The organism is Pseudomonas sp. zfem002 (assembly GCF_032621685.1).
GTDB classification, from domain to species: domain Bacteria; phylum Pseudomonadota; class Gammaproteobacteria; order Pseudomonadales; family Pseudomonadaceae; genus Aquipseudomonas; species Aquipseudomonas japonica.
Genome location: NZ_JAVYJH010000005.1, coordinates 149247 through 161235, shown reverse-complemented (window position 1 = coordinate 161235; position 11989 = coordinate 149247). Strand labels below are relative to the sequence as shown.

The window sequence follows — 11989 nt, the reverse complement described above, 5'->3', positions numbered from 1 at the left end:
TCGTCACTCAGATCAATAGCGCTTCCAGACTACGCGGTTTACATAGTCGGTGTAGCTGTGAAGGATGCGAACGACCTTATCCGAGACGTTAGGCATGCTGTAGTCGCCCACCAAACGCAGGCTACGCTCCTCGCCACGCGCCTGGCTTTCGAGGATATTGAGGGCTTGCAGGACGCGCTCGGTTTCAAGACCGACCATCATTGCGGCTGCTTCCTCCATGCCTTCCGGGCGCTCGTGAGCTTCACGGATGTTCAAGGCCGGGAAATTGAGGATCGACGACTCTTCGTTGATGGTGCCACTGTCGGAGAGCACCGCTTTCGCTTCCAACTGCAGCTTGTTGTAGTCCTTGAAGCCCAGGGGTTTCAGCAGACGCACGTTTTCATGGAACGTAACGCCCATCGCATCCACTCGTTTCTGCGTGCGCGGATGGGTCGAGACGATAACTGGATAGTTGAATTGCTCCGCAACGGAGTTCAACACATCTACCAACTTGAGGAAGTTCTTGTCTGAATCTATGTTTTCTTCGCGGTGAGCACTGACCACAAAAAACTCGCCAGGCTTCAAACCGAGACGTGTCAGGACGTCGGAGGTATCGATGCCATCACGATAATGATTCAGCACTTCGAACATCGGACTGCCGGTTTTGATCACTCGGTCGGCAGGCAACCCTTCGCTCAACAGGTAATCCCGGGCGATGGTGCTGTAAGTCAAATTGATGTCGGCGGTGTGATCGACGATTCGACGGTTGATTTCCTCCGGCACGCGCATATCAAAGCAACGGTTACCGGCTTCCATGTGGAAGGTTGGAATCTTGCGACGTTTGGCCGGCAGAACGCTCATGCAACTGTTGGTGTCGCCCAGCACCAGGACAGCTTCAGGCTGAACCTCAGCAAGGACACGATCAACTGCAATAATGACGTTACCGATAGTTTCCGCACCGGTAGCACCTGCAGCGCTGAGGAAATGATCTGGTTTACGGATGCCAAGATCCTGGAAAAAGATCTCGTTGAGCTCGTAATCGTAATTCTGCCCGGTATGAACCAATATATGCTCGCAATGCTCATCCAGCTTAGCCAGAACACGCGACAAGCGAATGATTTCAGGGCGAGTGCCCACCACGGTTACAACCTTCAGTTTCTTCATTGCCGTTTCCTGTAGACAGTAACTCACGCCCCGGTACCGACCGGACGGGCATAAGTGTCTGGATGTTCGCGATCGAAAATCTCGTTAGCCCAGAGCATGACAATCATCTCTTCTTCACCGACGTTCGTGACATCGTGAGTCCAGCCAGGAACGGTTTCGACAATTTCCGGCTGCTCACCTGTGGTGAACAACTCATAATATTGTCCGGAAATCACATGGCGGAAGCCGAAACGCGCCTTGCCTTTGATGACCAGAAACTTCTCTGTCTTCGAGTGATGATAATGACCGCCCCTGGTGATACCCGGATGTGCGGTAAAGTACGAGAACTGTCCGGAATCCTTGGTCTTGAGCATTTCCACGAAGACGCCACGCGGATCACCATACTTGGCAACCTCGTAAGTGAAGCGCTCCGGCGGTAGATAGCTCAAGTAAGTGGAATAGAGCGCTCGGGTGAGCCCTGTCCCTACCGCTTCGGTGGTGATCGACGAACGGCTTTCCTTGAAAGCGTACAACTGGTCGGCAACTTCGCCGATCGTTACGCTATACACTGGCTCAGCCTGAACGAATGGATTTCCACTCAACTTGCCATCCATGACCCGAATGAACTGCCCTACGACATCGTCAATATAAACAAGTTTGACGATAGCCTTGGGGTCATGAATATTGATTGACAAGTCATTGGCGATATTATTGCAGAAAGTAGCTACCGCCGAATTGTAGTTTGGACGAGCCCATTTTCCGAAGACATTCGGCAAACGGAAAATATGCACCGGAATTTCGTGCTCTTCGCGGAGCTTCAGCAGTGCATTTTCCGCACCTCGCTTGCTACAGCCATACGGATTTTCAAGTTCCGCCTGGATAGAGGAGGTATACAACACTGGAATCGAGCGACCGGATTTCACGATCGCCTCTGCCAGCGCATGGGTCAAATCCGCGTTGCCCGACTGGAACTCTTGTGGATCCTGAGGGCGGTTGACTCCGGCCAGATGAAATACGAACTCAACCTGAGCGGCCAATTCTGGCAGGCTGTCCAATGGATCATTGCGGGTGAAACGCAAAACTTCAATATCATTGCGTTCTGCAAGATGAACCAACAGGTTTTGCCCAACGAAACCATTCGCGCCCGTAATCAGAACCTTCATCACTCATTCCTCTGGAGTAGCATGCTCACCGCGCTGGATGGCACGAATGAAGTCCAGCTTGAGCAGCAAACGCTGCATACCTTCAACGTCCAGACGCTGGGTATTATGAGAGTTGTAGTCTTCAGTGCGGGAAATCTTGGTTTCGCCCTCTTCGACAAACTTGGCGTAGTTAAGGTCACGAAGATCAGGCGGAACACGGAAGTAGTCACCCATATCTTCGGCACAAGCCATTTCTTCACGGCTGAGCAGGGCTTCGTAAAGTTTTTCACCGTGACGAGTACCGATAACCTGAATAGGATGCTCAGGATATCCGACCAACTGCGTCAGCGCTTTGGCAAGTACCTCAACGGTAGCGGCAGGAGCCTTCTGCACAAACAGATCACCGTTATTTCCATGCTCGAAGGCATAAAGCACCAGATCCACCGCATCGGCCAGCGTCATCATGAAGCGAGTCATGCTCGGATCAGTCAGAGTCAGGGGTTTACCGGCACGGATCTGCTCGATGAACAGAGGAATGACAGAACCACGAGAGGCCATGACATTGCCATAGCGGGTACCACAGATTACGGTTTTGCTTTCATCGACATTGCGCGATTTGGCAACCATGACCTTTTCCATCATGGCCTTGGAAATACCCATTGCGTTGATCGGGTACACCGCTTTGTCGGTACTCAGGCAGACAATGCGCTTTACATTGTTTTGGATAGCCGCTTCGAGAACGTTTTCGGTACCCAGAACGTTAGTTTTCACAGCCTCGAGCGGGTGAAACTCGCAGGAAGGTACTTGCTTCAAGGCGGCGGCGTGATAGATGTAATCTACACCACGACTGGCATTCAAAATGCTCTGATAATCTCGAACATCGCCAATATAGAATTTCAGCTTGGCGCTGGCATAGCGCTTGCGCATGTCATCCTGTTTTTTTTCATCGCGGCTGAATACGCGAATTTCAGCGATATCACTATCAAGGAACCGCTTCAGAACGGCATTACCGAAAGAACCTGTGCCGCCGGTGACCAGTAATGTTTTACCAGCAAAAATACTCACTTACTATTCTCCATAAATTCAATTACCCGCTTTCCGACGGCAATACTAGTTTTAGTCTCTAGCACCCATATCTTACCAAGCTCGGCCTTGGCTGACAAACGCCCTTGATCACTCGAGCAGAATTGAACCAGCGCTTGCGCTACCGCCTCGGCAGAGAACCCCTCGATCACATTCAAGTACTCGAAATACTCTGCAGGAATACCCTCCAGCCGCGTCGTCAGCACTGGAATACCAGCAGACATATACTCGATCAATTTAGAAGGAAATGAATAGCGCGTGAACGCCTCGGCAGGGTTTCGAGACAATACCAGGGCAGCCGCCTGCGCCTGATGCTCGGCAACCTCTGCAGGCGGCAGAAACCCAAGGTACTTGACGCTTGCATGCCGAGCACTGGTACTCACCAGATAATCTTCAAGATCACCACGCCCACAGATCACAAGCTCGTAATCGATCCCGGAGCTCAAAAACCCTTCCACCAGCTCCTCGATTCCATACGCTCGATTCACGCCGCCAGCGTAGAAAATTGTTTTCTTGCGCGCACCCGACTCAACCTTCGGAGCAGGAGAAGAATCAGCGATACCCTCAAGCACGAGGTAAGGCCTGGAACGCCAAGCCGGCATGTCTTCTACCATGGGGCGACTGATAACCAACAACCCCGCTGCCTCAGAGACAAGATAATTCAACAGTGCCGCATCGATTTTCTTGAGAATCGACCGCAGCACCCCTCGCCTCATTGCAACATCCATAAACCCTGGAAGATCAGGGATATAGACATAATACGGGAGCTTGTAAATTTTCGAACAAAGATAAGCGGCAAGTAGATTTGGTGAATGCGCCGCATATACACAAATGCCATCTACCTTGCGACCGATTTTTAGCAACGAATAAAAAGAACCAAAAAAACGAGTGGCCATTTTCACTGCCGGAAGATTGATCAAAGGCAGCACGAGACCACGTTGATCACCACCTGCCTGCAAACTGGCTGACGGAAACCAGATTCGCTTGATACGTGGAAAAGTCGACACAGCAATACTCGCGACCGTACGCACCTGAACACCGGTCGAACGAAGAGCAGAGAGCAGGCGAGCCTCCAATTTGTAAGCCGCTACCTGAGGAAAAGCATCACCTTTTGAATATCGATCAAAGTAATCATCCCCCACGTGAAACCCAAGCAGAACCAGATTACGCACTACATCCTCCCGGAACTTCAAAAGCAAAAATAACTACGAAGCGCGCACTGCCCAACTGCAACATACCCACCACCCCATCAGACAAACCGTCAGGGCCAACCATCTTGCTCAGGATGCGAAGTCACGCCAGCTTCGCACCGGCAAACTCTCTCCACGCTATCCCCTTCCACATCACCAACAATGACAAGACAGCAAATACCAGAATCCATGCCGTGACAATTGCCCACCAGGCTGCATCAAGCGTTATTACAAGTACGAGATGCAGCAGATACCCCAGCAGGACCGCCAGCAATGAAACACCCAAAGGACGAACAATGCCTTTGTAGAAACTGACTTTTTTCAAGACCGTTTGACCAACCAGGACAAAATAGGCGAACTGCCCAAGCAAAACACCAAGCGCGGTACCATACAAGCCAATGAACAAACCACCCACATAGGCAAATACAACGGAAGCCAATGCACAAACAACAGAAAGAATTGCCAACTTTCGCATTCTTCTATGAACCTCGAGCCGCTTCTGAACATACACAGCCGAGCAATTCAGAAAGACTCCAATGTAAGCGACCAACAGCGCGCCCATTGGCGCCGTGACCGGTTTACCAGTAAAATGCTCAAAAATCTCGAGACCGACGAAAGCAATCAAAGCCCATAGCAACGAAAAGACGATGATCAAAAAACCGATGGAGTTCTGAATCAGACTGCCTTCGAAGACGCCGTCACGGAAGCGCTTAATTATCAGGGGATGGACCAGCATCAGAAGCGGCATGCTCAAAAGACCGCCCGCCCCAACAAACAGGTCCTTCAATGAAAGATACGAATCACCACTTTCAATCCCGAGGTAGCCGATTGCAAAGCGATCCGCCGCAGCCATCACCAGCATGCCGAGCATCCAGGGAGCAAGTGGAGCCCCATACTCATAGACCAACCGGATATCGTGCTTCACCCCTGCAATCCCCTGCAGCTCGAACCGACCACACCGAGCGAGGAAGGCTATCAGCATGATCGCGGCCGCCGCCCCGTAGCCAACAGTCAGGGCGGTCATCGCCTGGAGATAGGAAATGCCATCGGCCGACATGAAAAGGAAAGCCAGCCCAACTTGAGCCAGAACCTGGACAGAAACTGCCAGCAGCTGCTGACGCACCAGAAAAGCGGCCTGACAAACGGAAGACATGAAGAAAAATCCCATCTGCGCTACGCACAGCCACCAGACACTCCCGAAAGCACCCTCAGCACCTGAAAATATTCCTGCTGCATATGCAGCCAATAAAGAGGACAACGGTGCAATGCACATTATCAAAATCAGGCAATGGAAAAAGAATTGGCTTTTCTCCTTTACACCTGAGTAATAATATACGAATGAATTAGCGACCCACATTGCACTAAGCTGCGCAACGATCAACGAGCAGGAAAGACTTACCGAATATGCAACATAGTCATCTGCGGAGAAGTATCGATACAAAAAAAAGATAAAACCCACGGTCAGCAATGCAGGCAACAGCTTTACCGGCACATAAAGCGCCAGTTTTTTCAGAAACCCATTGCCTTCACTCATTCATCACCTGCCAGTGCCACTACGAATACGCATTTCCATCTGCTGCTCAGTCTACGCACAGCTACCAAAATCCTTCCAGCCGATTTGAGGCAGAAAAATAGCTGACAATTTTAACTGAAATGCCACCTCTGAGGAACTAGCATTTAGGATCCAACCATCAACCTGCCAGATATCAACCTACCTCTCCACCACGACAGAATGAGACGAGGTCACACGCAAAATATCTGGGAGCGATAATGACGAAATGAACAACAGCGTCGAATGCCTGAGCAGCCGACCAACGGCAGCGCAAGCCTAACTCGTTGGCGAGCACAGGTTCGGAGAAGCGAAGTAGGGAAGCCTTGATACAGGCCACTACACATCGCTGAAACCATGACACTAATCCGGCGCACGAGAAAATATCAGCGCTTGCGCAGGCGCCCGGCAAGCACCAGCAACGGCCCGACCAACAAGCCAAAAATCAGGGCTGCCAATAGCAACACCGCCAGCGGCACAGAGGGCATCGACCAGCCAAAGATCACCAGCGTAACAGCCTGATGATTCTCCAACACCAGCACGACACTACCTATAACCAAAGCAAGTAGAAACAAGGCCAGTAGAAGCATTCTCAACCTACGCATACCTGGGACACCCCGAGTCAGATCGCATGATTTTCCTCTTCGTTCACACGATCACGCAGCTCCTTTCCGGGCTTGAAGTGCGGAACAAACTTGCCGTCCAAAGTAACAGACTGCCCCGTCTTAGGATTACGCCCTACACGAGGTGCGCGATAATGCAGTGAAAAACTGCCAAAACCACGGATTTCGATACGATCACCGGTCGCAAGGCACTGAGACATCTGCTCAAGCATGGTCTTGATGGCCAACTCCACATCCTTGGACGAGAGCAGCCCCTGATGGGTGACAATACGTTCGATCAGCTCCGACTTCGTCATATTTTTCCCTTCTGTATCAAGCAGCTAGGTCATTGCCTCCATTGGTTTTAGCATGGCTTGGTGAATTTGAACAGTGCGGTTATTGACTTGAACGGAAAATCCAGAAACAAAGAATGGCACCCCAACCCCGCAACGCCCTATTCACGGGGGTTGGCGCTTAACTGACTGAAATTTCAGGCATAAAAAAAGGCGACCGAAGTCGCCTTTTTTTGATCAAGCAGAACTTAGTTCTGTTTGGCCATTTCCGCACGCAGCAGGTCACCCAGGGTCGCGCCAGCGGCTTCTGGAGCCTTGTTGGCAGCGAGCACGCTGAGAGCATCTTTCTCTTCTTCAACGTCTTTCGACTTGATGGAGAGGTTGATTACGCGGGACTTGCGGTCAACGCTGATGATCTTGGCTTCGATCTCTTCGCCTTCCTTCAGGACGTTACGCGCGTCTTCAACGCGGTCACGGCTGATTTCGGAAGCTTTCAGAGTAGCTTCGATGTCGTCGGCCAGGGTGATGACAGCGCCTTTGGCGTCGACTTCCTTGACGGTACCCTTGACGATAGCGCCCTTGTCGTTCACAGCAACGTAGTTGGAGAACGGATCGTCTTCCAGTTGCTTGATACCCAGGGAGATGCGCTCACGCTCTGGATCAACGGACAGGATGACGGTTTCCAGCTCGTCGCCTTTCTTGAAGCGACGTACGGCTTCTTCGCCCACTTCGTTCCAGGAGATGTCGGACAGGTGAACCAGACCGTCGATGCCGCCGTCCAGACCGATGAAGATACCGAAGTCGGTGATCGACTTGATGGTGCCGGAGATCTTGTCGCCCTTGTTGAACTGGCCAGAGAAGTCTTCCCATGGGTTCGACTTGCACTGTTTGATGCCCAGGGAGATACGACGACGCTCTTCGTCGATGTCCAGAACCATGACTTCCACTTCGTCGCCAACCTGAACGACTTTCGACGGGTGGATGTTCTTGTTGGTCCAGTCCATTTCGGAAACGTGCACCAGACCTTCAACGCCTTCTTCCAGCTCAGCGAAGCAGCCGTAGTCGGTCAGGTTGGTGACGCGCGCCATGACGCGAGTGCTTTCTGGGTAACGAGCCTTGATAGCAACCCATGGGTCTTCGCCCAGTTGCTTCAGACCCAGGGAAACACGATTGCGCTCGCGATCGTACTTCAGAACCTTGACATCGATCTCGTCGCCAACGTTGACGATTTCCGATGGGTGCTTGATACGCTTCCAGGCCATGTCGGTGATGTGCAGCAGGCCGTCTACGCCGCCCAGGTCAACGAATGCGCCGTAGTCGGTGAGGTTCTTGACGATACCTTTGACTTGCTGGCCTTCCTGCAGCGATTCCAGCAGAGCTTCGCGCTCGGCGCTGTTTTCGGCTTCCAGGACACTGCGACGGGAAACGACAACGTTGTTGCGCTTCTGGTCCAGCTTGATGACCTTGAATTCCAGCTCTTTGCCTTCCAGGTGAGTGGTGTCGCGCACTGGGCGGACATCAACCAGGGAGCCCGGCAGGAACGCACGGATACCGTTAACGTCGACAGTGAAGCCGCCCTTAACTTTACCGTTGATAACGCCCTTGACCACTTCTTCGGCGGCGAAAGCTGCTTCCAGAACAATCCAGCACTCGGCGCGCTTGGCTTTTTCACGGGACAGTTTGGTTTCGCCAAAGCCGTCTTCCACCGCATCCAGCGCAACGTGAACTTCGTCACCGACCTTGATGGTCAGCTCGCCAGCTTCGTTGTAGAACTGCTCGAGCGGGATGACGCCCTCGGATTTCAGACCAGCGTGGACAGTAACCCAGTCACCGTCGATATCGACAACGATACCGGTGATGATCGCACCTGGTTGAAGGTTGAGGGTTTTCAGGCTTTCTTCAAAGAGTTCTGCAAAGCTTTCGCTCATTTTAATTCCTGTAGATTAGGGCGAAGAATACGCCCATCAGCCACATTCCAGACAATGTGGGTTCGTTCAAAGTAAGGTTGGCCTGCAGGACGTTGACTGGTGATCCTGCAGCCTCCCTGGTCATCCGGCGATATCGCGCAAAGCGACTTCGCTCAGAATGCGTTCCAGCACCTGCTCGATGGACAATTCAGTGGAATCCAGCTGAATCGCGTCGGCCGCCGGCTTGAGCGGGGCCACCGATCGCTGGGTGTCGCGCTCATCACGCGCACGTATCTCATCTAGCAGACTCGACAGACTAACATCATCACCCTTTGCCTTCAACTGCAGGTAACGGCGACGCGCCCGTTCCTCGGCGCTGGCTGTCAAAAAAATCTTCAACGGTGCATCGGGAAACACCACCGTGCCCATGTCCCGGCCATCGGCAATCAGCCCCGGCGCTTCGCGGAAGGCGCGCTGGCGCTGCAGCAGCGCCTCGCGCACCGCCGGCAGCGCGGCAACCTGGGAAGCACCGGCACCGACATGCTCCTTGCGGATGTCATTGCTGACGTCGTCACCTTCCAGAATGATGCGCTGCAACTGCCCTTCTTCGGCCGCAAGGAACTGCACGTCGAGATGGGCCGCCAGGGCCTTGAGCAATTCTTCGTTGGTCAGGTCGACACCGTGGTTGCTGGCAGCGAACGCCAGCAGGCGGTACAGGGCACCGGAATCCAGCAGGTTCCAGCCCAGGCGACGAGCCAGCAACCCCGCTACCGTGCCCTTGCCCGAGCCGCTCGGTCCGTCGATGGTGATGACCGGCGCTTGAGCGTTCACGATTTACCCTCTTCAGCGACACGGATGCCGACTTCCGCGCACAGCGCGAGGAAGTTCGGGAAAGAGGTCGCGACGTTGGCACAGTCGTGGATGCGAATCGGCGCGCTGGCGCGCAGCGAGGCGACACTGAAGGACATGGCGATGCGGTGGTCGCCATGACCATGCACCTCACCACCGCCAATCTCGCCACCGTCAATGATGATCCCGTCAGGAGTCGGTTCGCACTTCACGCCCAAGGCCTGCAGGCCGTCGGCCATGACCTGGATGCGGTCGGACTCCTTGACCCGCAGCTCCTCGGCACCGCGCAGCACGGTACGGCCTTCGGCGCAGGCAGCGGCGACGAACAGTACCGGGAACTCATCGATGGCCAGCGGCACCAGATGCTCGGGGATATCGATACCTTTGAGCTTCGCGCCGCGAACACGCAGGTCGGCCACCGGCTCGCCGCCGACTTCGCGCTGGTTCTCAAGGGTGATGTCGCCGCCCATCAGACGCAGAATGTCGATCACGCCAGTGCGGGTCGGGTTGATGCCGACGTGCTCCAGCAACAGCTCGGAACCTTCGGCGATCGACGCCGCGACCAGGAAGAAGGCCGCCGAGGAAATATCCGCCGGCACCTCGATATGGGTTGCGCTCAGCTTGCCGCCGGAGACCAGCGAGGCCGTCGCGCCGTCGACCTTCACGTCGTAACCGAAACCGCGCAGCATGCGCTCGGTGTGGTCGCGGGTCGGGGCCGGTTCGGTGACGGAGGTCTGGCCTTCGGCGTACAGGCCGGCCAGCAGCAGGCAGGATTTGACCTGCGCACTGGCCATCGGCAGCGTGTAGGTCAGCGCCTTGAGCTTGTGCCCGCCACGAATGACGACCGGTGGACGGCCCTGCTCCGCGGTCTCGATGACCGCACCCATTTCCCGCAGCGGGTTGGCGACGCGGTTCATCGGACGCTTGGACAGCGAAGCGTCGCCGGTCAACACGGTATCGAAGCTCTGCGCGGCCAGCAGGCCGGAGAGCAGGCGCATCGAAGTACCGGAGTTGCCCAGGTAGATCGGGCCAGGCGGCGGCTTCAGGCCATTGAGGCCGACGCCGTGAATCGTGACACGACCATGATGCGGACCTTCGATCACTACACCCATGTCGCGGAAGGCCTGCAGCGTGGCCAGGGCATCTTCGCCCTCGAGGAAGCCTTCGACTTCGGTGGTGCCTTCGGCCAGGGAGCCGAGCATGATCGAACGATGGGAAATCGACTTGTCGCCGGGAACGCGAATGCGTCCGGACAGACGGCCACCAGGTTGTGCCAGGAAAATCAGGTCGTTGGAGTTCATAGCGTCCACATAGGCCCGGCGGGCCAGGATTTTACTGAAATGCTCACGGGCCACCCGGGCGCGCGTGAACACGCCCAGCAGTTGATGCCCGTCCCCTGCATCGACCGCATCGCGCAAGGCGTCGAGGTCGCTGCGAAAAGTGTCCAGTGTGCGCAAAACCGCTTCACGATTGGCGAGAAAAATGTCATGCCACATTACAGGATCGCTTCCGGCGATCCGTGTGAAGTCGCGGAAGCCGCCGGCAGCGTAGCGGAAGATGTCCAGGTTTTCATTGCGCTTGGCCAATGAATCGACCAGACCGAAGGCCAGGAGATGCGGGAGATGACTGGTCGCAGCGAGGACCTCGTCATGCCGCTCGACCTGCATGTGCTCGACGTCCGCCTCCAGCGCGCGCCAGAGCCGGTCGACGATGGCCAGCGCTTCCGGCGCGGTTTCCGCCAGTGGCGTGAGGATCACCTTGTGCCGACGGAACAGCGCGGCATTCGAGGCTTCCACCCCGCTCTGCTCGGAGCCGGCGATCGGATGACCGGGCACGAAGCGCGACAACCGGCCAGGCATGGCCTCGCGCGCCGCGCGCACCACATTGCCCTTGGCGCTGCCCACGTCGGTCAGCACCGCCTGCCCGAGATCCATTCCGGCGAGACGGGCCAGGAGCTTTTCCATGGCCAGAATCGGCACCGCCAACTGGATGACATCGGCCCCGACACAGGCGCTTTCGAGGCTTTCCTCGCAGCGATCGACGACGCCCAGCTCCACCGCCAGCTTGCGCGACTGCGGATCCAGATCGACACCGACCACTTCACGGCACAGGCCGCTTTCACGCAAGCCCTTGGCGAAGGAGCCGCCAATCAGGCCGAGACCCACGACCACCAGGCGGCCGATCACGGCCCCGCCCTTTCGCGTTTCGACTTCAATCACGGAGCAGGACCCTGTTCAAAACATCACGCATCA

The 11989-nt window shown here is 55.1% G+C and carries 10 protein-coding genes; all 10 read right to left on the bottom strand.

What is annotated here, in order from left to right; translation table 11 throughout:
- Positions 1-12: 12 nt before the first annotated feature.
- Positions 13-1143: a non-hydrolyzing UDP-N-acetylglucosamine 2-epimerase gene (gene wecB, locus RTI28_RS09485; RefSeq protein WP_316920210.1), complete on the bottom strand. Its 1131-nt coding sequence runs from the start codon at positions 1141-1143 to the stop codon at positions 13-15.
- 23 nt (positions 1144-1166) lie between these two features.
- Positions 1167-2285 (bottom strand): UDP-2-acetamido-2,6-beta-L-arabino-hexul-4-ose reductase, encoded by a 1119-nt coding sequence (wbjC, locus tag RTI28_RS09480; RefSeq protein WP_316920209.1) that lies wholly within the window; start codon positions 2283-2285, stop codon positions 1167-1169.
- Between the two features lie 3 nt (positions 2286-2288).
- On the bottom strand, positions 2289-3323 hold the full coding sequence (locus tag RTI28_RS09475) for a polysaccharide biosynthesis protein (RefSeq protein WP_316920276.1): 1035 nt from the start codon (positions 3321-3323) through the stop codon (positions 2289-2291).
- A gap of 2 nt (positions 3324-3325) precedes the next feature.
- Positions 3326-4519, bottom strand: coding sequence for a glycosyltransferase (locus tag RTI28_RS09470; protein WP_316920208.1), 1194 nt, complete (start codon positions 4517-4519; stop codon positions 3326-3328).
- A 121-nt stretch (positions 4520-4640) separates the two neighbouring features.
- Positions 4641-6071, bottom strand: a complete 1431-nt coding sequence (locus tag RTI28_RS09465; protein WP_316920207.1) for a sugar transporter — start codon at positions 6069-6071, stop codon at positions 4641-4643.
- Positions 6072-6472: 401 nt separating this feature from the next.
- Entirely contained in the window at positions 6473-6676 is a 204-nt protein-coding gene (locus RTI28_RS09460; protein ID WP_316920206.1) for a lipopolysaccharide assembly protein LapA domain-containing protein, read from the bottom strand.
- A gap of 32 nt (positions 6677-6708) precedes the next feature.
- On the bottom strand, positions 6709-7005 hold the full coding sequence (gene ihfB / locus RTI28_RS09455) for an integration host factor subunit beta (protein ID WP_316920205.1): 297 nt from the start codon (positions 7003-7005) through the stop codon (positions 6709-6711).
- A gap of 224 nt (positions 7006-7229) precedes the next feature.
- Positions 7230-8909 (bottom strand): 30S ribosomal protein S1, encoded by a 1680-nt coding sequence (rpsA, locus tag RTI28_RS09450; RefSeq protein ID WP_316920204.1) that lies wholly within the window; start codon positions 8907-8909, stop codon positions 7230-7232.
- A 120-nt stretch (positions 8910-9029) separates the two neighbouring features.
- Positions 9030-9719 (bottom strand): (d)CMP kinase, encoded by a 690-nt coding sequence (gene cmk, locus RTI28_RS09445; protein ID WP_316920203.1) that lies wholly within the window; start codon positions 9717-9719, stop codon positions 9030-9032.
- On the bottom strand, positions 9716-11923 hold the full coding sequence (locus tag RTI28_RS09440; RefSeq protein WP_316920275.1) for a bifunctional prephenate dehydrogenase/3-phosphoshikimate 1-carboxyvinyltransferase: 2208 nt from the start codon (positions 11921-11923) through the stop codon (positions 9716-9718). Before RTI28_RS09440 ends, cmk begins: the two co-directional genes overlap by 4 nt.
- Between the last annotated feature and the right edge of the window lie 66 nt (positions 11924-11989).

What these genes read in the sequence shown, in the direction of transcription:
- wecB (WP_316920210.1), bottom strand. Translation starts at nt 1,143, where the DNA reads ATGAAGAAACTGAAGGTTGTAACCGTGGTGGGCACTCGCCCTGAAATC.
- wbjC (WP_316920209.1), bottom strand. Translation starts at nt 2,285, where the DNA reads ATGAAGGTTCTGATTACGGGCGCGAATGGTTTCGTTGGGCAAAACCTG.
- RTI28_RS09465 (WP_316920207.1), bottom strand. Translation starts at nt 6,071, where the DNA reads ATGAGTGAAGGCAATGGGTTTCTGAAAAAACTGGCGCTTTATGTGCCG.
- RTI28_RS09460 (WP_316920206.1), bottom strand. Translation starts at nt 6,676, where the DNA reads ATGCTTCTACTGGCCTTGTTTCTACTTGCTTTGGTTATAGGTAGTGTC.
- ihfB (WP_316920205.1), bottom strand. Translation starts at nt 7,005, where the DNA reads ATGACGAAGTCGGAGCTGATCGAACGTATTGTCACCCATCAGGGGCTG.
- rpsA (WP_316920204.1), bottom strand. Translation starts at nt 8,909, where the DNA reads ATGAGCGAAAGCTTTGCAGAACTCTTTGAAGAAAGCCTGAAAACCCTC.